Origin of the sequence: Thalassospira xianhensis MCCC 1A02616 (assembly GCF_003326475.1) — a bacterium.
Lineage (GTDB): Bacteria > Pseudomonadota > Alphaproteobacteria > Rhodospirillales > Thalassospiraceae > Thalassospira > Thalassospira xianhensis.
Window position 1 is genome coordinate 125527 of record NZ_JPWA01000003.1, and the last position, 24748, is coordinate 150274.

Annotated in this window: 25 protein-coding genes and 1 pseudogene; 7 read left to right on the plus strand and 19 right to left on the minus strand. The window is 50.8% G+C overall.

Translation table 11 applies throughout. The features are described from left to right. Window positions 1–92: 92 nt before the first annotated feature. Both TH5_RS25775 and TH5_RS04275 read left to right on the plus strand, forming a co-directional pair. The gene (locus tag TH5_RS25775) at window positions 93–638 is read left to right on the plus strand and encodes a hypothetical protein (RefSeq protein WP_208638397.1); all 546 of its coding nucleotides are present in this window, start codon (window positions 93–95) and stop codon (window positions 636–638) included. Further along, a complete protein-coding gene (locus TH5_RS04275; protein ID WP_208638398.1) occupies window positions 628–2013 on the plus strand; it encodes a hypothetical protein in 1386 nt (461 codons plus the stop codon). Before TH5_RS25775 ends, TH5_RS04275 begins: the two co-directional genes overlap by 11 nt. Before the next feature lie 40 nt (window positions 2014–2053). Here the strand turns inward: TH5_RS04275 and TH5_RS04280 are convergent, their stop codons facing one another. The 3 genes from TH5_RS04280 to TH5_RS04290 form a co-directional block, all read right to left on the minus strand. After that, entirely contained in the window at window positions 2054–3034 is a 981-nt protein-coding gene (locus tag TH5_RS04280) for a hypothetical protein (RefSeq protein ID WP_114120826.1), read from the minus strand. Window positions 3035–3107: 73 nt separating this feature from the next. Continuing rightward, window positions 3108–5333: a S8 family serine peptidase gene (locus tag TH5_RS04285; RefSeq protein WP_147250052.1), complete on the minus strand. Its 2226-nt coding sequence runs from the start codon at window positions 5331–5333 to the stop codon at window positions 3108–3110. 29 nt (window positions 5334–5362) lie between these two features. Then, window positions 5363–6529 carry an AAA family ATPase gene (locus TH5_RS04290; RefSeq protein ID WP_114120828.1) on the minus strand — a complete coding sequence of 389 codons (1167 nt, stop codon included), beginning with the start codon at window positions 6527–6529 and terminating at the stop codon, window positions 5363–5365. Window positions 6530–6992: 463 nt separating this feature from the next. Here TH5_RS04290 and TH5_RS04300 point away from each other — a divergent pair, with 463 nt between their 5' ends. Next, window positions 6993–7916: a tyrosine-type recombinase/integrase gene (locus TH5_RS04300; protein WP_167443461.1), complete on the plus strand. Its 924-nt coding sequence runs from the start codon at window positions 6993–6995 to the stop codon at window positions 7914–7916. Then, window positions 7913–9985 carry a hypothetical protein gene (locus TH5_RS04305; protein ID WP_114120831.1) on the plus strand — a complete coding sequence of 691 codons (2073 nt, stop codon included), beginning with the start codon at window positions 7913–7915 and terminating at the stop codon, window positions 9983–9985. The genes TH5_RS04300 and TH5_RS04305 overlap by 4 nt, the downstream gene beginning before the upstream one ends. A 2-nt stretch (window positions 9986–9987) precedes the next feature. Here TH5_RS04305 and TH5_RS04310 read toward each other — a convergent pair whose 3' ends face one another. Genes TH5_RS04310 through TH5_RS04325 form a run of 4 tightly spaced genes read right to left on the minus strand, consistent with a single transcriptional unit; the run spans window position 9988 to window position 14398 of the window. Next, complete coding sequence (locus TH5_RS04310) at window positions 9988–10953, minus strand: TniQ family protein (protein ID WP_114120832.1); 966 nt, start codon at window positions 10951–10953, stop codon at window positions 9988–9990. 2 nt (window positions 10954–10955) lie between these two features. Then, window positions 10956–11849 (minus strand): TniB family NTP-binding protein, encoded by an 894-nt coding sequence (locus TH5_RS04315; RefSeq protein ID WP_114120833.1) that lies wholly within the window; start codon window positions 11847–11849, stop codon window positions 10956–10958. Further along, window positions 11846–13558 carry a Mu transposase C-terminal domain-containing protein gene (locus TH5_RS04320; protein ID WP_114120834.1) on the minus strand — a complete coding sequence of 571 codons (1713 nt, stop codon included), beginning with the start codon at window positions 13556–13558 and terminating at the stop codon, window positions 11846–11848. The genes TH5_RS04315 and TH5_RS04320 overlap by 4 nt, the downstream gene beginning before the upstream one ends. Before the next feature lie 24 nt (window positions 13559–13582). Beyond that, window positions 13583–14398 (minus strand): TnsA endonuclease N-terminal domain-containing protein, encoded by an 816-nt coding sequence (locus tag TH5_RS04325; RefSeq protein WP_167443463.1) that lies wholly within the window; start codon window positions 14396–14398, stop codon window positions 13583–13585. Between the two features lie 34 nt (window positions 14399–14432). Between TH5_RS04325 and TH5_RS04330 the strand changes: the two are divergent. Continuing rightward, window positions 14433–15104 (plus strand): annotated as a pseudogene (locus TH5_RS04330) (ATP-binding protein); the annotation flags it as partial. Here the strand turns inward: TH5_RS04330 and TH5_RS04335 are convergent. From TH5_RS04335 to TH5_RS04360, 6 genes are all read right to left on the minus strand, one after another. Continuing rightward, on the minus strand, window positions 15105–15668 hold the full coding sequence (locus tag TH5_RS04335; RefSeq protein ID WP_114120835.1) for a class I SAM-dependent methyltransferase: 564 nt from the start codon (window positions 15666–15668) through the stop codon (window positions 15105–15107). Window positions 15669–15820: 152 nt separating this feature from the next. Next, window positions 15821–16114, minus strand: coding sequence for a phosphoribosylpyrophosphate synthetase (locus TH5_RS04340; RefSeq protein ID WP_114120836.1), 294 nt, complete (start codon window positions 16112–16114; stop codon window positions 15821–15823). 68 nt (window positions 16115–16182) lie between these two features. Further along, window positions 16183–16476: a phosphoribosylpyrophosphate synthetase gene (locus TH5_RS04345; RefSeq protein WP_114120837.1), complete on the minus strand. Its 294-nt coding sequence runs from the start codon at window positions 16474–16476 to the stop codon at window positions 16183–16185. 88 nt (window positions 16477–16564) lie between these two features. After that, window positions 16565–17035, minus strand: coding sequence for a GNAT family N-acetyltransferase (locus TH5_RS04350; RefSeq protein ID WP_114120838.1), 471 nt, complete (start codon window positions 17033–17035; stop codon window positions 16565–16567). Window positions 17036–17122: 87 nt separating this feature from the next. Further along, entirely contained in the window at window positions 17123–18055 is a 933-nt protein-coding gene (locus TH5_RS04355) for a bifunctional helix-turn-helix transcriptional regulator/GNAT family N-acetyltransferase (RefSeq protein ID WP_114120915.1), read from the minus strand. A 134-nt stretch (window positions 18056–18189) separates the two neighbouring features. After that, window positions 18190–18933: an SDR family oxidoreductase gene (locus TH5_RS04360; RefSeq protein ID WP_114120839.1), complete on the minus strand. Its 744-nt coding sequence runs from the start codon at window positions 18931–18933 to the stop codon at window positions 18190–18192. A gap of 123 nt (window positions 18934–19056) precedes the next feature. Here TH5_RS04360 and TH5_RS04365 point away from each other — a divergent pair, with 123 nt between their 5' ends. Beyond that, window positions 19057–19971 (plus strand): LysR family transcriptional regulator, encoded by a 915-nt coding sequence (locus TH5_RS04365; RefSeq protein ID WP_114120840.1) that lies wholly within the window; start codon window positions 19057–19059, stop codon window positions 19969–19971. A gap of 82 nt (window positions 19972–20053) precedes the next feature. Here the strand turns inward: TH5_RS04365 and TH5_RS04370 are convergent, their stop codons facing one another. Both TH5_RS04370 and TH5_RS04375 read right to left on the minus strand, forming a co-directional pair. Beyond that, window positions 20054–21019 carry a 2-hydroxyacid dehydrogenase gene (locus TH5_RS04370; RefSeq protein WP_244204814.1) on the minus strand — a complete coding sequence of 322 codons (966 nt, stop codon included), beginning with the start codon at window positions 21017–21019 and terminating at the stop codon, window positions 20054–20056. A 165-nt stretch (window positions 21020–21184) separates the two neighbouring features. Beyond that, window positions 21185–21604, minus strand: coding sequence for a VOC family protein (locus TH5_RS04375; RefSeq protein WP_114120842.1), 420 nt, complete (start codon window positions 21602–21604; stop codon window positions 21185–21187). 111 nt (window positions 21605–21715) lie between these two features. On the opposite strand from TH5_RS04375, the gene TH5_RS04380 reads away from it, so the two are divergent. Beyond that, the gene (locus tag TH5_RS04380) at window positions 21716–22660 is read left to right on the plus strand and encodes a LysR substrate-binding domain-containing protein (protein ID WP_114120843.1); all 945 of its coding nucleotides are present in this window, start codon (window positions 21716–21718) and stop codon (window positions 22658–22660) included. A gap of 29 nt (window positions 22661–22689) precedes the next feature. Here TH5_RS04380 and TH5_RS04385 read toward each other — a convergent pair whose 3' ends face one another. The 4 genes from TH5_RS04385 to hisF form a co-directional block, all read right to left on the minus strand. Then, a complete protein-coding gene (locus tag TH5_RS04385) occupies window positions 22690–23160 on the minus strand; it encodes a DUF6314 family protein (RefSeq protein ID WP_114120844.1) in 471 nt (156 codons plus the stop codon). A 69-nt stretch (window positions 23161–23229) separates the two neighbouring features. Continuing rightward, complete coding sequence (locus TH5_RS04390; protein WP_114120845.1) at window positions 23230–23607, minus strand: histidine triad nucleotide-binding protein; 378 nt, start codon at window positions 23605–23607, stop codon at window positions 23230–23232. Window positions 23608–23639: 32 nt separating this feature from the next. Beyond that, window positions 23640–23966, minus strand: a complete 327-nt coding sequence (locus tag TH5_RS04395; protein WP_114120846.1) for a phosphoribosyl-ATP diphosphatase — start codon at window positions 23964–23966, stop codon at window positions 23640–23642. 2 nt (window positions 23967–23968) lie between these two features. Further along, the gene (gene hisF, locus TH5_RS04400; RefSeq protein WP_114120847.1) at window positions 23969–24730 is read right to left on the minus strand and encodes an imidazole glycerol phosphate synthase subunit HisF; all 762 of its coding nucleotides are present in this window, start codon (window positions 24728–24730) and stop codon (window positions 23969–23971) included. Window positions 24731–24748 lie beyond the last annotated feature (18 nt).

Genomic DNA, 24748 nt, shown 5'->3' on the forward strand with positions numbered 1-24748 from the left:
TGAGTGTATAGAAACAAATTCAATTTTCATTTCATTTTCGTTCAGTGTTCAAGCATATTAGATTTTTGCATCACTCAGACGAGACAAAGAGCATGAATGAAATTGTTAATACTTCTCCTGAAACCCCTGCTGAAGTGGTTGAGGTTGATGTTGCAGCACTTGGCGATGACGCCAGTCAACAGATCAAGGAAATATTCGGCTCTTTGGAGAAAGATTATCCAGGTATCACAGAAGGTGTGGCAACAGCTGTCGGTGCCAGCGTTGGTGGAACCGGCTCTTTCTTCGCCTTGTCAGCTTTAGGTACCGCAGGTCTATCGGCTTCAGGCATTACGTCGGGTCTTGCCGCAGCCGGTGGCTTGGTTGGTGGGGGAATGGTCGCAGGTATCGGTGTTCTTGCAGCACCTATCGCCTTGCTTGGCATCGGTGGTTATGCAATTGCCAAGAAGAGGCGAACAGCCAAGCGATTGGCCATCCTACGTGAAGCAATTGCGCGTTTGTATGATATACAAAAGACCTTGCTGGGAAATGCAGAGTATTTTGAAAAGCAGATTGCAGAAATTTCTATGGCTATTGAGCTTTTGACGCAGAAGGCGGACAAGGGAGCAACCCCCGAGAAAGCCGTTACAAATGGCCAGTGACAAGGAAGCCAAAGCCGTAAAGCTGCTTCAAGACAGATCGCTGAACTTGGAAAATAGGCATCAGACCATAGGTGCCAAACTTGAGAGCGCACGGCTTGCTCTAGAGGGGTTTGGGGCGGATTTTACGGCGGCACATAGGGAGAAGATCTCGGCAATTGAGATGTCCGAAACTGTGGTTCAGCCAAATATTCGGATTCAAACCAGTATTTCCGAGATATTTGCCGAGGCTGAAACAGTACATGCAGGTCCCGTTGAACTCACCGACTTGCTGACAGATGAACAACTTTGTGCCGTTGGAGAGCGGATTAGTCGTCAGATAGAGGCATTCAACCGTCAATATGATCTGGATGCTTTGGACTATGCCATAGCATGTTCATGCGGACTGTTCGCGGCGATGCTTGATCTGCTTTGTGTTAAAGCACCATTAAAGCCGACAACTGCCTTTGAGACCCCTGTGGACGGAATATTCAATCGGTGGGTTCAAAACGCTTTCAATGCTGCGATTTCTCCAGAACTGAGTGCAGAACTAGACAAAATCTACAAAATTGGTTCAGCAGATGCGTCTGTAATTTCGCAATTGGTCGGGGCCGCACCCAAGACTATTAATCCGACTAATCATCGACTGAGATCTCTGGCGCATGATCCTGTATTGGGGATTATTTTCGGGGTTCTCGATATGATCCGCGGGACCTGTACGGTCGTTGTGGATGGTGAAATCAAATCAATCCCCGGAAAAAGTGGCCCAATGGAGGGAAATATCTTCCAGATGGTCGGTCGAATGCTTGGGCATTTGCTTTCGGATGTTAATGCTCCGTCGGCAAATGGCAACCGCGGAATGGGGCTGCCTGCACCTTTCATGGGATTGTTGCGAATGCTTGAAGGCATTCAGGTGGGCGATTCAAATTTTGGCCGACAGATAGAATGGATGTATGTCAAAGGCTATGATTTTCGCCAGTTCATTGTCACCAGTGTTCCAATGGCAATCATGGAAGCGCTTATGCGCGCACTTTACGTTGGCAAACAGGTTGCCAAAAATAATGCCATGTTCGGGCAAACGCTGCTGGACACGATGCCTGGCAAGATGTCACCCCGGTTTCGAACGATGCTTGCCCTTGGATATGGCACTTCAAGTGCGGTGAATGCAGGTAAGGTTTATGTGACCCAGAACCTGCTCAACGCTAACTATGCGAGCTGGATGGGATTGGCTTGGAACGGATTTCATGCGTTGAAATGGTCACTCATTGATCGGCCCCAGAAGCTATGGGATTCGGTTTCAGAAGTAGAAATTGCCGAAATTCAGTCGATCATTCGTGATCTGGGTGAATTAGAAGGCCGGGCAGCCAAACTTTCTCAAAATAACAGCCAAAACGCATAGAACCCGACGGCTTCGTTTCGTGCTTTGACGCCCCTACACGTCAATCTTTTTCCATTTTATATCGGCAGTAGCCACAGAGATCACTGCCCTCAAGACGTAGTTCGGTTTCGATGTTAGAGCTGCATAAGGCACAATTCTTCATTTCGACCGTATAACCGCAAGCAGCGCAAGTTTCCTCGAAATCGACAAATGTGTCTTTTCCACAAAATGAGCATAAGTAAATAGGCCCGTCTTCGCCAGTGTCTGTCATCCGAATGTATGCTTCGTAGCCAAGAACTGTCTCTAGCGTTTCGACAATGACATCTTCTGCTTCGGGCGTAGTTCCGCAGGAACGGCACCTTAATTTCATCTTGCTTTGGTTAGTGTTTTCACTGGCAAGCTGCTCAATAAGCGTCGAGCCACAGGACGGACAGATCAAGGCTTCGCCATTCAGGGAGTCTGAATAAAAGTCCACGTTCTGGTATGAGTTTCTGCATCGACGCAACTCAGCTTCAAACACTTTATGCATTTCCAGCATGACCGCGTATGCATGATCCAAGTGATGTTTGGGATCCTCTCCAAGAATTTCAAACCAGTTGATTGTAAGTGGGAATAGTGAGGAAATCAGTTCACGCAGCTTTTCGTGTCCATGCGGAATATGACCATGTTCAATCTGGTTGCGTGCTTCTTTGAGGTCTTCAAGAGCTCCCCTTTCCTCTTTGCTTACCGGTTTTCCAAATTGTCGAAGACGTTTCAGTAGCTGATCAAAATCAATCGTAGCAGCACTTGGATTGATCTTCATTCCACCCTTGCCATCGGGAAGTGGTTGATAGCTCGATGCGAGCAATAGATCCGGATCTGAATTTGGAGAAGAAGTGATTAGAACTTCTTTGCCCAGCAATAAAAGGCCGGAGTAAAAATTTCGAATAGCAGAAAGAACCCGTTGGTTGTTGTTTGCGCTGAAGTCCTCTACTCCCAATTTGATCGACTGAACAGAATTCTCAAACATTGATGATCGACAATTCATTGTCATGGTGTCCATTTATTTGGTGTCTTTTCAGAAGATTTCTTTTTTATATGTGGCGCAATTTCTAAGAAAAATAAAGTATACAAGACTATTGTACTTCGACATCGATTTCTGTTGTCAGAGTATCGACGTTTATACCCATTAGTTGGCGAAATTGGTTGTAGGTATCTGCAGATTTTTCTTCAGATTCCAGCGAGAGTACGAACGTAACCGGGTGTTCTCGTTCCTGAAGAATATTGGCATCATACATGAATTTGTGACGCCAATAAATCTGGGCTCGAACCGATAGCTGATCGACATCAACATTTGTACGCTTGAAAACTTTGTCAAAAAATTGAACAGGTTGCCATTTCTGCTCGTCTTTGCGGGCGACATGCTCATAGGTTTCCGGTTTGTCTACACCTAGCAGGTTCTTCCATTTATTGGATGTTGCATCTCGCCAACCGATACTCACCTGAACACGAGACGAAAAATATTCGTCCCCCAGTCGTTGAATTGTTGGATCGAGAATGGCGATCAGACGTATGCGACCGGCAAGCTTCCCATTTCTGAGCATGCTCGGTGGAATGGCGATATTTGGCCAGAGATACTCCATTCCGGCCTGCATTTCAGCCTTCCAGGATAGGATGACCGTATTCTCTGGACAGTTCCAAGGTTCCGGTATGCGAATTGGCGATCCATATCCCCTGTAACGGCAGAATTTTCCAGCTGGTTGATCGGCAGCATTCAATAGCAATCCCCTCACAAGGTCGGGGGTTGGCTCATTCAAGTTTGCGAAACAATGGGCTGCTAGGCGTGATACCAGAGGTGCGGCAAAGCTTGAGCCGGTCTCTTCGTTTCCACCGGGAATTCTGTGACGGGAGAACCAGCTTAGATCTGGCTTAAACATTACATCCGGGCCAAAGCCACTCCTTGATACATGACACGCGTCATCCACCTGCCCAAACATGTCGTGACTCCGACCTGCAACGACTAAAGCTGAATCACAATCAGCTGGAGGGGAAATCCTCTCGGGGGCCTTCCCGGTTCTGTTGCCGCTCGAAATTACCAGCAGCTTGTTGAAGTGGCGTGCTACCTGTCGCAACGAATGCGCAAGCTCGCTTACATCGAAAGGATGTGCCTCCTGATCAAGATTGGCGGAGAAATTCCATACAAATGTATCGTCATGCCTGGACATTGCTTCGGCCAGATGACGTGCGATGCGATTAGGCGTTAAAGGAGGAGACACTAATCGGTTTCGAGCTGGTACCGCTTGGACAATCCCAACCCGGCAGGGGAAATTCGGAATAGCTAGGTTTGAGCTCCAGCCAGAGGCATCTACAACGAGGGCGGTGATAACATTTCCATGCCGTCTGTCAGCATCACCGTCTGATACGAGTTTGTCTTCATCCCAGGCGATCGCATATCGATAGAAATTTCTGTGATAGCCTCCGTCCACTACAGCCACGATCGGCGCGTTCTCAATATTTGGCAAAGGACTGTCTGGTTCCTGCCCGTCGCCCGGGCTGACGCCGATTGGTTGAGAAATCGCCTCCCATCGCCCGATGCTTCCGCTCAGTATCAGTTTTTCGAGTTGGTTGGCTTCGCTCAACCCTGCGACGATTTGAGTTGTCGCGAACTGCTCTGTGCTAAAGCTGAGCACCTGTTGCGATGTCGCTGGCGTACTTTCCTCTATCGGCACAGGAATAGCTTCGCTTGAGACTTCATCTGGTGCAGTCAGGACGAAACCTGAAGAGAGCAGTGTTTTGAGAGACTTTTCTGCCTCATCTCGACTTCTAGCATCCTTATATGGTGCCAAGGATAACAGAAACCAGCTGTAACCCTGTTCATCCTTGGAGAGAGTTTCTAACTCCTTGAGGCGCTGCTTGAATTCCTGACCAAGTGCATCAGGAAAGCTTTCAATTGCAAGAATGTTTGCAATATCCGGAAGAGCGCCTTTTGGGGGTGATTGCACCCGTGTTTTGAGCTCATCCAGTCCGGTTAACCCGATTTCAATCAGATAACCTCCACGCCACGGTGCCAGATTGATGCAATTTATCGTGTTCAATAGACTCTTGGGCGTATGGCTGGGTGCAGCAGCATCATCGTGCAGTCGGAACCACAAGATGACTTTTCCGGCATGATTTGGGAGGTCCCAATAGCTCTCAATGAGTTCATCCAGATTTGAGAGCAAACGCCGTTGATAGTCCGCGACCCGCGCTTTTCGAACGTCGTTCATTTCAGAAGAACCTGAACTCTCCGCTTTTGTCTTATTCGCGGAGACAAGCAGTTTCAGAGCGGGGTTCTTTGTTAATACGGGACGATCGCCTACCAATATGTATTCCTCCGGTTGAGGAATACATATTAATGGTTGTTTTCAGATGTCTTCAACATCTTAGAAACAATTTGTTTCTTCATTGAAAGTAAGTTCACGATATCCACCTGCCGGATTTCATCTTTTTGAGACAGCCGGATTGCAAGAGCATCTCGTTCCGAAGTAGATAAAGGCGTGATTTTGGGGCGTTGTATTTTGCCTGCAATACTTGAGATAACAGCTATCACTGTCTGCGGAATATCGATTGGCGTGTCGGTTACGATAGAGCGGCGGCGTGCAGCAAGCGCTATTTCCCTGATATCTGATGCACTTAAATTTTTAGAACATCTGGCCAGAGCTTCGCACACGCGCAGATCACCACGGTCTTCAAACAGGTAAAGATTCCAGAGATTGCACCGCAACTCCCGGGAAGGCAGGTTTATTTCGATATTGTGTGTGAAGCGCCGCCAGATTGCCGGGTCAAGAATATCAGGATGATTTGTTGCCCCGATGACAATGGTGGTTGGTTCCAGATTATCGAGCCCCTGAAGCAGCGTGTTTACCACGCGTTTCAATTCGCCCAGTTCTTTCTGATCATCACGAAACTTTGCAAGTGCATCGAGCTCATCCAGAAACAGGATCGCACTGGTGCCGTCAGCATAGTCGAAGAGAGATCTTATGTTCTTGGCCGTATCACCGAGCAGAGATGAGATGACGCTGTCAAGCCGGACAATACTTAAAGGTCGTCCCAAACGTTGAGCGAGATGATGGGCGATATGAGTTTTGCCCGTGCCGGGAGGGCCGTACAAAAGAAGGGTATTGCGGGTCGCAAGTCCTTTGGCACTCAGCTTTTCAGCATGACTGAATTCCTCAAGAATAAGGTCCAGTTCCTCTTTGACCTCGTCTTCCATTAAAAGAGGGTCGCGCGGGTCTCTTCCGGGTTGCAGCAGGGGGGTGCGAGATTTGGCATCGACCGGAAGCCGGTCGGCACTTTGCAACGGCCGCAATTGCTTTGCGGATTGGTGGGTCAGTCGGGAGAGCTGGGTTCGAACCTCATCACGGTCTGGGCCTTCGTAATGACGGGACAGTTCTGAGAGAGCCCGACGCAAGGTCGTATTGTCGCCGTTTAAAGCTGCACGCGCGAGAATGACCAGATCTTTTCCAGGATGAATGCTTTCAGCAACAAGCTGACCGGATGTCGACAACTTTTGCGGCATGATACACCCGTTAAACCGTGTTGGAATCCAAAGCCCGGCGCTTCTATCGAGGAACTTCGATACCGCCGGGCTTAATGTTTTCAGGATCGACCATTTGACGAGTAAAGTCAATCTAAATAAGGGTCGAGTCAACAAATACGAGGTGCGAGTCAACCAAATCCGGGGGTGGAGTCAACAAATACGAGGGGTGAGTCAACCAAAACAGGGGGGTGAGTCAACCAAGGCGTATTTTGACCGGTCACAAATCCTAACCGGTCATACTGAGATAAAGACTACGAGAGTGTCAGATGAAATTCTTCATATCAGGTTAAGACGACATCCCGGCTTCTGGAATTGGTAGGTCCGAAAAATGAAAATGATAAAAGGGCCTTGTTCTTGTTTTGTTTTCAGGGCAACCTGTTAGATATGTTGGTTAAATGCTTTTTGGATTGTGGCAATGGTTACAAACCGACGGCAATATATATTGGAACTGGCGTCAGAAGCCGGTCGTGCGATGGATGCGGCTTTGGCCCCCGCAACACGTGCAAAATATGAATCAGCCTGGAAGCGTTATCAGGAGTGGTGTGCTCTACATGGGATCAAGGAAGCGATCGCTTCGCCAAGAACCGTCATTTTGTTTCTGACTGCACGTGCGAAAATAACGAATTCTTCTTCGCTCGGACTGGATTTGGCTTCGATACGTCATTTTCTGGCAAAAAAAGGCACACCTCTTACCGATCCGAAACATGAAATCAAAAGGTTTCGCAGAGGGCTAGCGCGCCACCGTGCACGTGTCTCCAATGCAAAGCTTCCTCTAACGCCTGACCTGATATCCCAAATGCTTTCCGTGTTGCCCTCGTCAATCAAGGGACGCCGGGACCGTACCATGCTGCTGCTTGGCTTCTCGGGGGCATTGCGTAGAAGTGAATTGGTTAGCCTGACATGGAATGCGGTCAGGTTTGACGATCAGATACTTCGCTTTGTGTTGGGGCCGATAAAAAACTCCGTGGACTCCGATACTCGAGTGATTCCACGTTTAGACAATGATTTTTGTGCCTGGCAAGCGATGAGAAGCTGGCGACTTGAAACTTCGGGGCAAACAGATTTTTGTTTTTGCCGCATTCGCGATGACGGGGTCATCAACGCTCCCGTATCGGATCGGTATGTTGCCCGCCTGATTCAGCGTCAACTCAAGGTGATTGGCAAAAATCCGGATGATTATGCCGGCCATTCGCTTCGAAGTGGATTTGCAACATCTGCGTATTGGGCTGGTGTGCAGGAACGCGATATCCGCAAGGTAACAGGGCACCGGAGTGAAAGAGGGCTCCAGCCCTATTTGCACGCCAGAGAGCGAGGCCCTCATGTCGAAATATTCAAGATGTTCGATAAGCGACAGGAGAGTGAATGAGTGAGAAAAACCCTTCCATTCAGACGCCGATTTATGATCCTGAGAAGCCTTTCGCAGAACCTCATTTTTTAACCAATATTGTCGGTTTTACGCATGACCCAGTAGCCTCCATGGCTCAGGGTTTCCGTGCAGACCAGATCTGGGTTGTTTGCCGATTTGTGCCAGTTGAAGCCGGATATCGGTCAGACGAAATCGAAGTTAAAGAGCCCGATTATCGATTAGCCAGAAGTCAGTACGACAAGGCCATATATAGAAGATTTCCAGCGCGACAGTTCCCGGATTTAAAAGAAGGGAGCATTTGGCCGCTGAAGGATAATCAACTTCCAAAATCATTAGATCGTTTCAGAGCGATTCTTGATCCTTCAAAAATCCGATATGTCTGGAACATTGACGAATATGAAGACCTGCTTTGGCTTCGAGAAGACGGAGCAAGCCTGAAATTTCTATCGCACATGCCGACACCTCAAATATTGATCAATGGTTTCGTGAGAAAACATTGGTTTGTTGAGGCTGAAAGGCAACAGGTTCGAGAATACGAACATGGAGAGTTCCAAACAACGTTCCAGATCAGTAGTGCAGATTTGCTGCGGTATATTTTGGACCGATCATCAGAATTGACGATAGTTTTGCTTAATGGCGCGACCAAGTCGCCATACGAAATGCTGTTCCGGGAAACTCCATATTATACAGATCAGGGAGCCCTAAAAGCGAAGTCGCGTTACGTTAATGATGAGGGAAAGATTAAAGCAGCCCAAGTTCTGTTAGGGCTCCATTCTTACGGCAAAGCTGCTCTGCGAGTTGTGGCTCGGTGCAGGACAATGCTACTCAAAAAATACTTGCTAGATATGCCGTGGGAAATTTCTCCCCCACAAATTCCATTGCCTTTCGACAAGCCGTTTGGCGTTGAATTCTATGGTAACGAAGTTGAATTAAACACCGAGATTCTTGATCCTGAACGGCAACAGATTGAATGGGTTGAAAACGAGCCCGGGATAGATGTTGTTCGACTTACCACGGTTATTGCAAAGAGAAAAACCACGGATATCCAGCTGGTCCTTCCCGAACGAAAGAAAAGAGAGCCGCGACAAGCTTCAGAGGGCATACCCGTTATCGAAAAATCCTATCCAAACAAAATTCATGGGGCTGTGGTTTCACCACCCTCACCCGAAAAGAAGGAATATTTGGAAAAGCTCAAAGGCAATGAAGTTTATAGCAAACCCGCACATGCGGATTTGAACTTCAAGATTGTCAGGGAGAAAAATGACGGGGACGAGACCACTGGTCCCAAATATATGGTCACTCCAACTGAATCGGAAAAAGCTTCGTTTGGTGAAATGCTTCAGAGTGCGGGCCATTATGTGGCTCAGAATTATGCACCAGACTACGAGGTGAAAAATGTCCGTTCAAATGACGAAGCTTTAGACGAAGGGCCTGTTCGGGAAATCTTCAGAAAATGTCCGGAGCCATTTCCCGAAGCACATATCGTTTCTTTGTCGCCTGTCACTGAGGGCAGTTCCTCGCTACATCTTAGGGGAAGCTTAAACGGTGCTGAAATCAGCTTCCCGCTTCCGGATCTGGCAACGGTTCTATGGAATATGCACCAGAATGGTGAAGCCAACATTCATACTCTTGCGCATGACTGGTTACCCGTCCACAGTGGTTCGATAGGTATGCTTGAGTTTCCGACCGATTGGAAAAAGACAATTGGACTTGGAACGCGAGAAAAGTCCCGCAACCTCTGTGCGATTGTTGCAAGGATCGAAAGAAACAATATTCCCCGTTACCTGTTTTGTCTGGAGCGGCGTTATGTTCCTTCCGAGGACACATACAACGGGCGGCCGAATTTCATGATTAAACCGCGGACGGCAGCCGGGATAACAATCAGGGATATTTTCGATATTCTCTACTGTGGGGTTCTTAAGGACATCAATCACAGTGACCGCAACGGATGGCCAACCAATGCGGAACTTGAAAAAGCCACAGGAATACCGCAGCGATTACGTATCATTGATGCGTCCACCGATACGATGTGGGAGACAGTGAACTCAATGCTCGAGCATCTTGGGTAATTTCAGGTTTTATAGGCAAGGAAGGTTTCTGCAACTCTCCGAAATTCAGAACTTGTTGGTTTCCAATCGCGAAAAATATACCCCGTCGAGAAATCCGCTCGGGTCGCACAAGCAATGAATGTCCAGGGCCAGTTGGCCAGAATCCTTGCGGCAAAGGCCATTAGCTGATGACGATACAGGCATTCCATGGTTTCCATTTGGGGATAATATTCTGTTGGGAAAATCCAGTCAGGGCTTCCACCAGCAAGCTCACATATCGCAGTCCGGAACGCCTTGTTTCGTTCATACCTTGTTCCCAACGCTCTTGTGCAATCATGGATAAGGTCAAAGAAATCCAGTGACGTTCTGACAGGGACATCCCAGAAGAGCTTGTTTTCCAAAGCGCCCTCCAGCCGCTTCTGAAGCTCTACTGCCCGGCTGTCGCGTTTCAGGTGCGGCGCATGCCTCAGATCCGCTTGGCAAGCATCGCAATGCATCCATTTACCACGATGAATACAGATAGGAGTACCACATTGCCAGCAGCGATCCCAAAGGCGCTGGTCGTGTCGGGAACAAGCAGTGATAAATGAAAAGCGCCATTTGAGCTTGAAGTACCCCTCCTCCAGAAGACAGAGAGGACAATAAGTTTGACCGTATCCCCGGCGCGTTCGGTGGTAAACACCCAGAGATGTGACATGTCGTTGTGTGCCCGATACTAGATAGTGCCGAAAGACAATACCCTCATAGTGCCGAATGATCGTTTGCAATGCCTGCGTCGGAGATGTCGCTGTCAAAGATGCGAGATGGCGAAGAATTTCAAAATCACCTGTTCGATCAGTGTCACGATTCCATATTGGCTTTCGATACCAGACAAGGTGACAGAAGGTCTGAAGATAAATGCCATTCTCATATGCTGTTCGAGCCAGCCAGCTTGACAAACTCTCCCCCGGTTTTGGTCTTGTCCTGACAGGGAGAAGTTTTGGCAGCATCGTTACCCCACAATCTCCTGCGCATTGGCTGCACGTCTGGATGGGGAGACGTAATTGGCGCGCTGGAAATGTTCGGCATTTAGTGCGAGAGCGTTTTCCTGAATGGCGATGGTTGCCGCCTCGGAAACAAACATGATCATTTCGCCGATCGTTCTTTCCGACACAGTCAGAATTGTTTTGGCAATATCCGATTTATACAAATCTGACGATTCCGGAAATGGCAGGGTTGCTTCCAGAAGGAACAGAAATTTCCGGTAATCCCTGCCATCACGCCATTCCGGTAACGAAAAAAGCTTGAAACGGTTGGCCAGCTGGTCGTCGCTTTGAACGACGCGAACCGCATTCTTTGTGCCCGCGGCAATGATCGAAATCCGCAGTTCATTACTCAAAAAGCGCAGCATATTGAGAAATTGTCTTTGGTCGCTGAACCGGCCACCGAGAATGTTGTGCAGTTCATCGATTACAATGGCGCGGGTTCCAACAGCTCTCAGCAGAGTAAGCACTTGGGTTTCGAGGCGTGACAAGGTATCGCTCGGCTTAAAGACAGCGCCGATATGATTGAGCAGCAGCGTGTAAAATCGTCGAAGCTCGGGTCCCGGGGGCATGGTGAGAAATAATAAGGGGATCCGGTCTGCTTCTTCAACGGGATTGCGTTCCGGAGGATGACGCTGGATCGCTTCCTCCAGGATCATGGTTTTTCCGTTGTTTGTTTGCCCGATAAGGAGCATCGAGGGAATTCGATGTGTCGGAGGGTGGTTGAGGATCATCTCGATCTCATCAAGCGCTTTGGTGCCCAGATCGTAGGACAGCCACTTTCGTGATCTGATCCAGTGAAGTTTGGCGTTGGGATCAGCATTCACATAACGAAGGGCCTCAGGGTGGAGATGCTTTGTCATCTGAGCTTGATCTCCGTTTCAATCAGAGATGGATCGAACTCTTCATCGAAATCGATATTATCTTCCGCGGGTAATGAAGGGGTTTGACGTGCCGGTTTTGGCAGCAGTGGTGCTGATGCATGTTGTTTTTTGTCGAGTTTACTCAAACGCCTCTGGTCCCGGGTTTTCTTCTGAGCTTCGGAAACCTGGGAGCGCATTTCCGACAACCCGGCAAAAACGCGATCTTCGTCAACCAAATCAGCCCCCTGCTTGCGAAGACGCCTGTTAAGGTAACGAAGCTCCCATAAAGTCATGGGTGGTTGGCTGATATCGCGGTATGGCAAGACATAGTATTGCCGGTCATCAGGATGCCAAAGATACACTTTTGAAATATCGCGTGGATCGCGACGGATTTCGAACTGGCGCTTATCCCCATCCTCAAGCAACTGCGACAGAATATCGGAATAATAGGTTATGTTGTCGATCCGGACGCCATAGCGTTGGACTGTTCTTGGAATGGTCGGCAGAAAATTGATCAAAAATGTCTGTTCGTCTTCCGGCATTCTGACATGTTGTCGAAGCTTGCCTGTACCGACATGACCCAAGCCCTGTTCAAATTTGGCCGCCGGCGGCATGTTGATACCACTGTGAACTCGTTGATGGTAAACATCGACGATGAATGTCACCAGATATCGTTCAAGCTCTTTCAGGGTAAGACAGGCATGTTTGCGCGAATCATATTCACCACGAATTTGCGTATTGGAAAAAGTGGTGCCAGGTACGCCATGCAGCTGTGAGACTAACGTGCCAAGAAAACGTTCAATAGTGCCGCCAAAGTTAGGTCGTTTCACAGGGCGATAATCAAGTGTTATGCCATATTCATCGCAACCTCTTTTGAACGCGTGACTGTGAAAATCACGACCGTTATCAACGAGAATACGATTGGGCAAACCTTGCATAGGCCAATCGCCTGAAATGCCCAGTTCTCTTAGCCAGCCTGCTTTCGGAAGAACGGCTTGGGTCAAACAAAGCGCGGTTGATAAAGTGCTGGGGGCTCCAAAGGAAATGTAAAGCGCAAGGCACGCTCGGCTGTAGCTGTCGACGGCAGACGTGATCCAGGCCCGGTCGATGATTTCTCGATATTGCGGATCTAAAAGAAACAGGTCGGATTTGGTATGATCGATCTGGATAATATCCAGTGGCCTGTCGGCGCCAGGCAAAGAACCCTTGAGAGGCAAATGCTTGAGCTGGGCTTCGCGCTTCGAATATCTTTTCTCTGTTGCGACAAAGGCTGGAACATCATTGATTCTTGCCCTGATCGTATTCGATGCTGGCGGTGAAATACCCGCTGCAAAACACCTCCGGCGCACTTCCTGAACAATTTTGCTGGGCTTTTTCTTTTCCTTGGTGAGGTAATCGGAAGAAATGACCTCGGCGATGATTTTTTCTTTTTGCGGGTCTATGCGTCGAGGTGTTTTGTTCCCTCGATCACGTCCAAGCACGAGCGAGGATGTCTGCCGACTTTCCTTGAACTTGCTTACCCATCGATAAAAGGTTGAAACGGGGCATCCCAGTTGATCGGCGTAGCTGGCAGCGAGCTCACGCGTTTTGGAGTCTGTGCTAAGCCAATCCTCAATAACCTGACGCCTTCTAATTGCTTTTTGCCATTCCTCATCATCAATGGCACGAGCAATATCACCGGTTACCTTCGTTCGAGATGGTTCTTCCATCCGCAGATTTCTCCGCTATTCTTTTCATATCGAGTCCGAAACATACCATGTTTTGACAAGTGTTTGTTCGTGAATCGGTTCGAAGGGGTCGGAATACACCTGATTGGTGGCAAGCATCCGCAAGAGCTCTCTGCGAACCAGTGTCTCGTCATAACCTGGAAAGTCTGTCGCAAGTATCTCACTGATCGTGACGGCTCTACGTGATTGAATCAACAAATCAATCTCGAACTGCAGCCGATCAAGAGTTGGTTCGAACCGATATGGGGTAAGCATTTTGGTCCGTTGCAGTTCTGAAGTCCTGATTTCGTTTTCCGTGAAGACAGCAAACTTCCATCCCCTGAGATTCGCCCAGCGTCGGGCATGGCCAAACTTGGAGAAAAGTTTAGGTCTTTCTGAACCAGTTAGATCGGAGAGGTATTTGACTTCGACGAGCAGGGTAACCAGGGGGCGACTTGAACGAGCTGATCCGGAGGATTGATAAACCACAAGATAGTCAGGGGTATAAACAGCCTCCTTCTGATACTCATCGTAATAGCGAATGGTGACCGGCTGGGATTCGATAACTCTGACACCGGGCCGACCTGCCGTCAGAAAAACGAAGTCTCTCTCCAATGTGGATTCAAAAGGTATCTGGGGGATGTCTGGTGCAACTTTCGCCAGCCCGGTTACGGACCTTATTCCGGGGCGGATTTCCCGTGTGCCGTATGTCTCCTGCATGAAGTCGGTGATCTGGTCGAACATCTGCTCGCCTGGGCTGAAATTTTCCGAGAATCTCAGATTTTCCTGCTCAGTCTCATATTTAGAGAGCCAGTCGCCCCATATGTCTCTGTTTTTGTTCATACCTGTTAATCCCATATTTTACAGAATTTCACACGGTGGTCATCGCGTGCGTCCGGGCGAAATTTCGCTGGCGCATCATGGTGTGCTGTTTTTGGATGAATTACCGGAATTTCAGCGCAATGTGCTGGATGCGTTGCGGCAACCACTTGAAACCGGGCAGGTATCTGTGGCACGTGCCAATGCGCACGTGACTTACCCCGCGCGCGTTCAGCTGGTCGCGGCGATGAACCCTTGCCGGTGCGGATATCTGGGTGACAATGACCTTGCCTGTACGCGGGCACCGCGCTGTGGCGAGGATTATCAGGCGCGAATATCAGGGCCGTTGCTGGATCGCTTTGACATTCAGATCGACGTTCCGGCAGTCCGGCCTGAGGAACTTGACCTTCCCTCAGGTGGGGAGACGACGCAAACCGTCCGGGATCGGGTTCTGGCCGCGCGTGCTGTTCAGTCATTACGATATAAAAATGACCATATTTCAACCAATGCCGAGGCAGATGGTGAAGTGCTGCAGGCAGCTGCGGCACTTGATACTGATGGTCGTGGTCTTTTGCAGGATGCCGCGCGTCAGATGAGACTTTCGGCACGCGGGTATCATCGTGTTTTGCGCGTTGCACGCACAATTGCCGACCTGGCAGGTATGGATGGCGTCAAGCGTAGCCATATTGCGGAAGCTCTTGGCTATCGGCATATGGTGTATCGGCGATAATCAGGAAATGCGTGAAATACGATAAACCGACGATGGTGGCACATTACGAACAATGGTGCCAATTCGAACGGATTTAAGACCCATCCGGTTCATAATGGCGATGGGTACCGGGCAGCGCGGGCCATAGGTAAACTGATAAAATGCCCCATCGGGTCCGAGATAACGGAATGCACCGTTCAATACTCCCATCACCTGACGCGGGCGCATCGACAGTAAAGGTAGTCCGCTGATAGCGGCACCAAGGCCGTGCTCAGGATACAAATCGCTGCGGGCAAGCCGGGTGGCATCAGTGTGAAAAACACGGGCGCGCGGATAGCGATCTGCCAGAAGGCGCGCGAATTCTGCCCCGGCTTCAATCAGGGTCAGTTCGCCTTCATCAAGACCGCGCGCAATCAGCGCCCGAGTAAAAACACCGGTTCCCGGTCCAAGCTCCAATACCGGTCCGGTCGTGGGGGAAATTTCAGACGTAATCATTTCTGCCAGAGCCGGGCTGGAAGGCGATATGGCCGAAACGCGTCTGGGATCGGCTACCCAGGCCCGGAAGAACGGCAAAAGATCTGACATGGCGGTTCCCTGTACTGACCACGAATGACGATATTTCCCCGACTGGTGCACTATATGGGGATGGGAAGATGTGCAGTGCAACGTGTTGTCACGAAATATCGATCCCCATCATGTCGTTACAGGTGCGGGTTTGTGTTCTTTTTGTGGGGCTGTCAGTGGGTGTTTCTGCGCAGATCGTCGATCAGCTGGGCCTTGTCGGGATCGGCATGGAAACTTGACGGAATGATCATCATGCCCTTGGTACCGTCGTGGGCCTCTATCATGTAAAGGGTGGCGTCATCCCCCGGATCGGTCCCGGCATCGACACTGTTGCTGTGAACGATTTTCAGATCGGCCGCAGCATAAACCGGACCGCAGCCATCGCAGCGCACCCCGCCTGCCTCGTAGACAAAATGATGTGAAAAGCCATGACGGATGGCATTTTCCTGAAGTTCGGCCAAAGTCATTGTCGTCTCTCCTGCTGGTTACGGAATACCTGTTCCTGAAACGCGGAAGCGATGCGACTGTTCCGATTCTATCGGGACTGACTGCGCAGATGGTCGATAAGTTCTGCCTTGTTATGCTCGGTATAAAAGCTGCTGGGCACGATCAGGGTGCCACGTGTACCGTCGCGGGCCTCTATCATATAAAGCGTGGCGTCATCTCCCGGATCAGTGCCGCTATCGACGGATCGGCTATCGATAATGGTCAGATCATTGGCGGAATAGCTGACTTCCTTGCCATCGCAGGTGACATTGTTTCCGGTCGCACTGAAATGGTGGGTGAAGCCCTTTAGTGTGGCAATTTCCTGCAGTTCGGAGAGGTTCATGTCTTAAGCTCCGTTTGCTGGTGTTTCCGAGATTACGAGCATAGCACGATAAGGCAGGGAAATATTGCCATCACTATGGCAGAAAACCTCAGATTTCCTTTTTCATGCCTTCGTGGCTGGCAACAAAACCAAGTCGTTCGTAGAAGCGATGGGCATCCTTGCGGGTTTTGTCGGTGGTGAATTGCACAAGCGATGCGCCAAGTGATTGCGAGCTCGAAACGGATTTGATGATCAATTTTTCGCCTACTTTCTGACCGCGGCATTTTGACGATACCCGTACACCTTCGATCTGGGCGCGCAGACGGCCTTTGCGGGAAAGCCCGGCAATCAGGGTCAGTTGCAGGCAACCGACAACGTCGTTACCGCGACACGCCAGAAGATATTTGTTGGGAAGGGCTTCGGTGCTTTGGCTTTGCATGGCATCGAACGCCGCATAATATCTATCTGGCAGGGGATCGCGCAGCTCCTCGCGGGTTTTGCCCTTTTCGTCATCAGCCAACAGGGCGACGATGGCAGGTAGGTCTTCGCGATTGGCATAGCGGAAGGTAATATCGGTCATCAAAGCATCCTCTTTTGCGGGATGGCATGATGATGGAAAAGATTGATTTTGCCTACTGGTCGCGAGCGCGTTCAGAGGAACTGCTGCTTAGAGGTCGAGTAGCCAGGTCTGGCCGACGAGATCATGGCCGAAACTGTGGTGTGGTTCTTCGCTGGTCAGAACAAAACCCGCTTTTTCATAGATATGGCGGGCGGCATGCAGGTTGGCATTGGTCCAAAGCGTGATCTGTTTGTATCCGGCACGTCGGGCAAAGACGATACAGTGATCGACCAGATGACCACCGATACCCATGCCACGAGCTTCAGGTTCGACATAAAGTAATCTCAGCCTGGCAACTGTATCGCTTTGCCGGACCAGCATGATCGAACCGGCGATGCGGGCTTTGTGTTCAGCGATCCAGCAACCTTCACAGGCCGAATCATGTTTCGCAAGGAAACCGGCGGCAATTTCGGCAACCATGCCTTCGAATGTTGTGTCCCAGTTATACTCGGCAGTATAAAGCGCACCATGGCGATGCACGATCCAGCCAAGATCGCCGGCACGATGATCCCGGATGATCACAGGGTAACGAGTGGCATCTGACAACGCTGAGCTCTTCGGGGAAAGCAGGGTTTGTATGGTTTGCATTGCCATTCGCAGTTCATCATGCTGGTTTTGGGGAAGCGCGCCGATTAATCCGGCGATGTCCCGGCGCGAAGCATCTTCGAGCGTCGCATAGATCATTTTGCCGCTGTCGGTAAGTTCGGCAATCCGCATACGGCGATCATTGGAATCAGCACGCAACGTGATTAGGTCGATCTTTTTAAAGCGTGTGAGAATCCGGCTGAGATAGGCGGGATCAAGGCCCAGTATAGTGGCAAGTTTGCCGACAATTTGCGGGCCGCCAGCACTAAGCTCGAACAGAACCCGGGCCTCCGTCAGGGAGAATTCGCTTTTATGCAAGCCTTTGCTGAGAAGGCCGATCTGGCGGGTATAAAAGCGGTTAAACGCCCGAATATTGTCGATTTCGTCTAAGTTCATGACCTGATCCTGCAATGACAAAGCCATTTTATATGACTTTGTCTATTAAATATTGGACTTAGTCAAATAAATTGTAAAAAGAAGCGCGATAGAACGTCGCGCTTCCTGTTATGGCAGGTTGGCCGGGGGGGGGATTAAGCCAGTCCGCCATTGGCACGCAAGGTTTGCCCATTGACCCAGCCCGAATCAGGTCCGGCCAGGAAGGAAACGACACCGGCAATATCTTCGGGCTGACCAAGGCGTTCAATCGGTGGCATTTTTGAAAACTGCGCGATCTGTTCATCTGTCTTGCCGTTCAGGAACAGTTCGGTTGCAACCGGGCCGGGGGCGACGGCATTTACCGTGATGTTGCGACCGCGCAGTTCTTTGGCATAAACACCTGTCATCGCTTCGACCGCTGCCTTGGTTGCGTTGTAAACCGCATAACCCGGCAATTTCAGATGCAGGGCCGTGGTTGAAAAGTTGATTACTCGACCGTCATTGCGCAGGCGCTTGGCGCTTTCGCGCAGCATATTGAAGGTACCGCGTACATTTGTATCCATCATCGCGTCATAAACCGCGTCACTCATTTCCGAGATTGGCTGTGTTGTCATGACACCGGCATTATTGACAATGACATCTACCCCGCCAAAACGGGTCTCGGCGTGATCGAACATCTGTTTGACGGCATCGGCATTGGTGATGTCGGCCTTGATTGCCATCGCCTGATGGCCGTTTGCCGTAAGTTCGTCAGTCAGGGCGTCCGCGCTTGAGGCGCTGTTCGCATAGTTGATAACAACGGCAAAGCCATCCTGTGCCAGGCGTTTGGCAAGGGCGACACCAATGCCACGTGCGGCACCGGTGATAATGGCAGTTCTGGTTTCATTTGCGTTTGTCATCTTGGATTCTCCTATTTGGTGATGAACCAATTTCGATGGGCGGAGTATGAACCGGATGACATTTGGGATAATTACGCCATAATCGACAATACTGTTCGATTATCTACAACAATTGGAAATACGATGGACCGGTTCGAGGAGATGCGGAATTTCGTTCGCATTGTCGAGCGCAGCAGCTTTACCAAGGCTGCGACGGATCTTCAGATCCCACGCGCCACCATGACCAATACCATTCAGCGCCTTGAAGAACGGCTGGGAACGCGGCTCCTGAACCGCACCACTAGACAGGTTCGACCAACCCTGGACGGCGAAGCTTATTACAAGCGCTGTATCCGGATACTGGGCGAACTGGAGGAAGCCGACAGTCTTTTTCGACCGTGTGCGCCTAAAGGGCTTTTGCGCGTCAATCTTCAGGGTACGCTGGCCCGGATGTTTGTTATTCCGGCCCTGCCCGGATTCATGGATGAATATCCCGATATCACGCTTGTGGTGGCCGATGGTGACCGCTATGTCGATCTGGTTCATGAAGGATATGACTGCGTGTTGCGCAGTGGGGAATTGGTCGATTCATCCATGATCGGACGTCGTTTGGCAACAATGCCTGAGGTCACGGTGGCAAGCCCCGGCTATCTTGAAAAATATGGCATGCCGGAACGGATTGAGGATTTTGAACGCCAAGGGCACCGGGTTGTTTCCTTCCTTTCTGGTGCGGATGCCAAGCCGATGCCGCTTGATTTCACTATTGACGGTCTTGTGCGACAGGTCGAAATCCCAGCCAATATTTCAGTGACCGGGGCGGATTTATATATGGCTGCGGCCATTGCCGGGCTCGGCATCATTCAGGTCCCGCATTACCGGGCGGAGGCTGATCTGAAAGCTGGTCGGCTGGTGGAAATCCTGCCGCAATATCCGCCCGAACCGATGCCGGTATCAGTACTTTATCCGCAGAACAGGCAACTTTCACCACGGGTTCGGGTATTTACCGACTGGCTGGGGCAGCTTTTTGCCAATGGGGTCGAAGGACTTATGGCAAGCTGATTGCGGTCGAGGTGAATAACGTTGGCAGGCAGAATGGTTAGCTATGCCTGTCCATTCTACCTCCCTTCATCAAGGGAGCTGCTTAATATCCTGTTTTACGATCAACAAGGCCGCGTGGGGTTTCGCCGCGGGTGATGCGATCAATATTTTCGGCGATCTGATCGACGGATTCCTCGATCCGGGTGGCCGCCGCAATATGCGGTGTGATGCGGATTTTCGGATGATCCCAGAACGGATGACTTTCAGGTAGTGGTTCGGTGATTGCCACATCAAGGAACGCCCCGCGCAGATGTCCGGTGTCAAGCAGGCGGAGCAAATCAGCCTCGACAATCATTGCCCCACGTGCGGCGTTGATGACGACGGCATCTTTGGGTAGCTGCGACAGGGTGTTGCTGTTGAGAACGCCTTCGGTTTCGGCGGTGCGCGGCAACATGCAGATCAGGATCTCGGATTGCGACAGGAACTCGTGCAGGGTTTCCGTTCCGGCATAGGTTGTTATGCCGTCAATAGCCTTCATCGTTCGGCTCCAGCCGGATACGGCAAAGCCAAGCTGTGTCAATGCAGTGGCAACCGCAGCGCCAAGTGCACCCAGCCCCATCACGCCAACCCGACATTTGGAAATACGGGCAACATCATGTTGAGTCCAGTCGGCTTTGGCTTGCTGGCGCGCGTAAATATCGAAATCACGCATAAAATGCAGGGCGGCATACAGATGATATTGCACCATCTGATCGGCCATACCGGCATTTTCAAGCCGAATGACCGGCACATCCGCCGGAAGACTGGGGGTTGAAAGCACATGATCCACACCTGCACCAAGCGAGAAGATCGCCTGAAGGTTGGTCAGGCTTTTAAGCAGCCCCTGCGGCTGTTTCCACAACAGGGCAAAATAAATCGTTGCGGGATCGTAATTTTCATGCTGGGTGACGATGTTTGCGTCCGGCAGACGGGTGACCATAGCCTCTTTCCAGCGATCATCCTCACCCGCCGCCGCAATCAGGATGTTGGGGTTCGTGCGGGTGGAATTGTCGGAACTGGCGGCGGACATGGGAAATTCTCCTGACGGACTGGTAAAACGGGTCGATGGTTTCGGGGTGTCGAGGATACCGATCAGAACCGGCATTGCTCATACTACCTGATCATATAACGCATTGCAGGGCAAAGCGTTCCGGGCACAAATCTGAAGCCGGGTTATCTGTGCCCGGAATACGGATCAATGGGCAAAAATCATCGCCGGATCACGGAATGTCTTGAATTCAAGGCCATTGCCAGCCGGGTCTGCGACAAAGAAAGTCCCCTGTTCGCCGGGCTCATCCTTAAATCGGATTTTCGGTTCCAGCAGGAACTTGACCCCGGCTGCTTTCAGGCGATCCGCCAGATCATGCCATTTCTCCCATTCCAGAACCGCGCCGAAATGCGGGATTGGCACGGCATCACCATCGACATTGCCGGCACCGGCATTTTGTCCGGCTTCGGGACGAACATGGGCGGAAAGCTGATGACCAAAGAAATCGAAATCAATCCACGCCTCGGTCGAACGGCCTTCGTCGCAGCCAAGGATATCAATGTAAAACGCACGGGTATCGGCAATCGATTTGATCGGAAATGCCAGATGGAACGGGGGTGGTGACATGGCAACCTCGTAAAGTTTATCTAATGCTTTGTTGTTGGAACCAGTCTAAATCAGCATAATGCAGCGGGCAAAATCAGAAGTTCTGCATCTATCAACAGGAAATCTATTGTTATGGCGCTTCGTCCGGCTACACCGCCGTTAAATGCCCTGCGTGCCTTCGAGGCAGCAGCCCGACTGGGCAGCTTTGCGCGGGCCGCTGACGAGCTTTCCGTGACCCCCGGCGCGATCAGCCAGCAGGTGGCAAATTTGGAAGCCAGCCTTGGCATGGTGCTGTTTGATCGCAACGGCCCGAAGCTAAGCTTACGCGAAACAGGCCGCGCCTATCTTCCCAGCTTGCGCCGGGCACTCGACGAGATTGAGGCAGCCACCCTTGATCTGGTGACCCATGGCGTTGGGGAACGTCGGTTGTTGATTGGCGCCCTTCATACGATTGCCAGTTCGTGGCTGATTCCAATATTATACCGGTTTCAAAATGAAAATCCCGACATCCGCCCGGTGATCGAGACATTGGCGCTGAATTTCGCGACCCCGGAACGCAGTCCCGTCTTGGCAGACAGGCTTTTGGATGTCGGTCTTTATTTCGGGGATGGCAGTTGGCCGGGTGTGAGGTCTGACAAAATTCTTGATGAAATTCAGGTGGTTGTCGCCAAACCGGGATATGTCTGGACCAATGATTCCAATGATCCGGATGGTCTGATTGCCCATTATCCGCGGCTTGTGCATACCACGCGCCCGAAGGCATGGCATGATTGGGCACTGGCCAATGGCGTTGCGATGGCAGGTACGCCTGGGCCGGGGTTCGAGCATTTCTTTATGCTGATCGAGGCAGCAAAGGCCGGCCTTGGGTTAGCACTTTTGCCGCATGTCTTGATCGAAGGGCCTTTGGCTGATGGCAGTTTGGAAATTGTTTGTGATGCAAAGCTTGAAAGTGCAGGTGCCTATTATCTGATTACACCTGAAAACCGCCTTGATAGCCCGGAAGTTGCGGCATTTCGGGACTGGATTTTGCGGGAGGCATCTGTTGATACAGGTGCCGGTTGCTATGCAAATATTTGAAATAAAAAGTAAAATGTAGAAACTTGGTTCTATTGCCCACGGCGATAAATGCTGTGCAACAGATGGTCTTTCTTCGGGCCTGTGATTTTAATTTTAGTTTCGAAATGATTTTCGTCATGCCAGATCATGCAATGATGATAGAAATCATCGCCACAGGGATGAATATCACGCGCACACAGGCCGTCATTGGCATCTTCGCCAAATTGCAGCAACACATAGCGATTGCCGAAGCTTAACGGATCACGAAACAGAAGCTCGATCGCGGGCGGGTCTTCATGCAGGACGAAGTCATATTCGCGGTAACCGTCAAACTGTTTGCCGTCGCTGCGTTCGAGAATCCCTTCCTCGCGATAGCGCAGAAAACCTGGCTTCTCCGGTTCTCCCAGGTGGAAGGTGGCATTGCCCCTGAACTTTCCCGTGTAGCCAAGATCGCGCACAAGCGTCCAGTCACCCGGCAGGCTTTGGAAAATCGTGGCGGCAGATGCGACAGCTTGGATCATAGCATTCCGGTAAAGCAAAAAGGCAGGGACGCCGTGGCTGCCCTGCCCTGAATTCTGGTTTTGCGGGCGTTAACCTTGGTCTTTTGGCAACATCAGGCCCAGCTTCTTGCCGCCAATGATATGGACATGCAGATGCGGGACGTCCTGACGGCCATGATCGCGGGTATTGGCGATCAGGCGGTAACCGTCCTCGACAACGCCTGCTGCGGCCGAGATTTTGCCGATGGCGCGGGTATATGCGATGATTTCCGCATCCGATGCATTGGTGGCAAAGTCGTCATAACTGGTATAGGCACCCTTCGGGATCACAAGGATATGGGTTGGGGCCTGCGGCGCAATGTCATTGAAGGCCAGCACATGGTCGTCTTCATAGACCTTGGTGCACGGGATTTCACCACGAAGAATTTTGGCAAAGATGTTTTGCGGATCATAGGCAGAGACGGCCATCGATATGCTCCTGATCTTGACGGGATATGACCCTATTTGTCTGTGCGGGATGCCTTTTCGGCAATACCGGAAATACCTTGACGTTCGGCCAGAATGTTCCATACGTCTTCCGGCTTTACCCCCTGATCGGCCCAAAGCACGGTCAGGTGATAGAGCAGATCGGCACTTTCGGATGCTACTTTTTGGGGTGTTTCGGCAAGGGCCGCGATCACGGTTTCAACGCCTTCTTCGCCAACTTTCTGGGCGATTTTGGCCGTGCCTTTGGCAAAAAGTTTGGCGGTATAGCTGGTTTCGGGATCTGCGCCCTTGCGTTCGGAAACTACAGTGTAAAGCTGATCAAGGATATGCTGGTCGGTCATAATCACCCCTCGCGGACCGGGATACCGGCGGCTTTCATGTGGTCCTTGACCTCGCGAATGCGATAGGTCCCGAAATGGAAGATTGATGCAGCCAGAACTGCGGAAGCGTGACCTTCGGTTACGCCTTCGACCATGTGGTTCAGCGTTCCGACTCCGCCCGATGCAATCACCGGAACATGAACAGCGTCCGCAATTGATCGCGTCAGTGGTAGGTTAAAGCCTGACTTGGTGCCATCGCGATCCATTGAGGTCACAAGAAGTTCGCCTGCACCATATTCGGTCATTTGTTTTGCAAACGAAACAGCATCGATCCCAGTTGGCTTACGGCCGCCATGGGTGAAGATTTCAAACTTTTCCGGGCCGGTCGATTTGGCATCAATCGAGACCACAATGCATTGCGACCCGAACTTGCGCGCGGCTTCGCGCACGAAATCGGGGTTATTGACCGCGGCCGTGTTGATTGAAACCTTATCCGCCCCGGCCAGAAGAAGCTTGCGAATGTCTTCTAGTGATCGCACACCACCACCAACGGTGACGGGCATAAAGCAGGCTTCTGCCGTGCGAGCGACAACGTCGAAAATGGTATCGCGATTGTCGCTTGAGGCGGTGATATCAAGGAAACAAAGCTCGTCAGCGCCTTCGGCGTCATAAATGCGGGCTTGTTCCACCGGATCGCCGGCATCGATCAGGTCGACGAAATTGACCCCTTTGACGACGCGTCCGTCCTTGACATCGAGACAGGGTATGACACGGGTTTTCAACATGGTCGGTTATCCTGTTTG

What these genes read in the sequence shown, in the direction of transcription:
- TH5_RS04340 (WP_114120836.1), bottom strand. Translation starts at nt 16,114, where the DNA reads ATGACTTTGGCCGAACTTCAGGAAAATGCCATCCGTCATGGCTTTTCA.
- TH5_RS04315 (WP_114120833.1), bottom strand. Translation starts at nt 11,849, where the DNA reads ATGACAAAGCATCTCCACCCTGAGGCCCTTCGTTATGTGAATGCTGAT.
- TH5_RS04345 (WP_114120837.1), bottom strand. Translation starts at nt 16,476, where the DNA reads ATGAACCTCTCCGAACTGCAGGAAATTGCCACACTAAAGGGCTTCACC.
- TH5_RS04305 (WP_114120831.1), top strand. Translation starts at nt 7,913, where the DNA reads ATGAGTGAGAAAAACCCTTCCATTCAGACGCCGATTTATGATCCTGAG.
- TH5_RS04380 (WP_114120843.1), top strand. Translation starts at nt 21,716, where the DNA reads ATGGCGCTTCGTCCGGCTACACCGCCGTTAAATGCCCTGCGTGCCTTC.
- TH5_RS04355 (WP_114120915.1), bottom strand. Translation starts at nt 18,055, where the DNA reads ATGAACTTAGACGAAATCGACAATATTCGGGCGTTTAACCGCTTTTAT.
- TH5_RS04325 (WP_167443463.1), bottom strand. Translation starts at nt 14,398, where the DNA reads ATGAACAAAAACAGAGACATATGGGGCGACTGGCTCTCTAAATATGAG.
- TH5_RS04390 (WP_114120845.1), bottom strand. Translation starts at nt 23,607, where the DNA reads ATGGCCGTCTCTGCCTATGATCCGCAAAACATCTTTGCCAAAATTCTT.
- TH5_RS04320 (WP_114120834.1), bottom strand. Translation starts at nt 13,558, where the DNA reads ATGGAAGAACCATCTCGAACGAAGGTAACCGGTGATATTGCTCGTGCC.
- TH5_RS25775 (WP_208638397.1), top strand. Translation starts at nt 93, where the DNA reads ATGAATGAAATTGTTAATACTTCTCCTGAAACCCCTGCTGAAGTGGTT.
- TH5_RS04350 (WP_114120838.1), bottom strand. Translation starts at nt 17,035, where the DNA reads ATGACCGATATTACCTTCCGCTATGCCAATCGCGAAGACCTACCTGCC.
- TH5_RS04360 (WP_114120839.1), bottom strand. Translation starts at nt 18,933, where the DNA reads ATGACAAACGCAAATGAAACCAGAACTGCCATTATCACCGGTGCCGCA.
- TH5_RS04385 (WP_114120844.1), bottom strand. Translation starts at nt 23,160, where the DNA reads ATGATCCAAGCTGTCGCATCTGCCGCCACGATTTTCCAAAGCCTGCCG.
- TH5_RS04370 (WP_244204814.1), bottom strand. Translation starts at nt 21,019, where the DNA reads ATGTCCGCCGCCAGTTCCGACAATTCCACCCGCACGAACCCCAACATC.
- TH5_RS04375 (WP_114120842.1), bottom strand. Translation starts at nt 21,604, where the DNA reads ATGTCACCACCCCCGTTCCATCTGGCATTTCCGATCAAATCGATTGCC.
- TH5_RS04310 (WP_114120832.1), bottom strand. Translation starts at nt 10,953, where the DNA reads ATGCTGCCAAAACTTCTCCCTGTCAGGACAAGACCAAAACCGGGGGAG.
- TH5_RS04280 (WP_114120826.1), bottom strand. Translation starts at nt 3,034, where the DNA reads ATGGACACCATGACAATGAATTGTCGATCATCAATGTTTGAGAATTCT.
- TH5_RS04275 (WP_208638398.1), top strand. Translation starts at nt 628, where the DNA reads ATGGCCAGTGACAAGGAAGCCAAAGCCGTAAAGCTGCTTCAAGACAGA.
- TH5_RS04365 (WP_114120840.1), top strand. Translation starts at nt 19,057, where the DNA reads ATGGACCGGTTCGAGGAGATGCGGAATTTCGTTCGCATTGTCGAGCGC.
- hisF (WP_114120847.1), bottom strand. Translation starts at nt 24,730, where the DNA reads ATGTTGAAAACCCGTGTCATACCCTGTCTCGATGTCAAGGACGGACGC.
- TH5_RS04290 (WP_114120828.1), bottom strand. Translation starts at nt 6,529, where the DNA reads ATGCCGCAAAAGTTGTCGACATCCGGTCAGCTTGTTGCTGAAAGCATT.
- TH5_RS04335 (WP_114120835.1), bottom strand. Translation starts at nt 15,668, where the DNA reads ATGTCAGATCTTTTGCCGTTCTTCCGGGCCTGGGTAGCCGATCCCAGA.
- TH5_RS04395 (WP_114120846.1), bottom strand. Translation starts at nt 23,966, where the DNA reads ATGACCGACCAGCATATCCTTGATCAGCTTTACACTGTAGTTTCCGAA.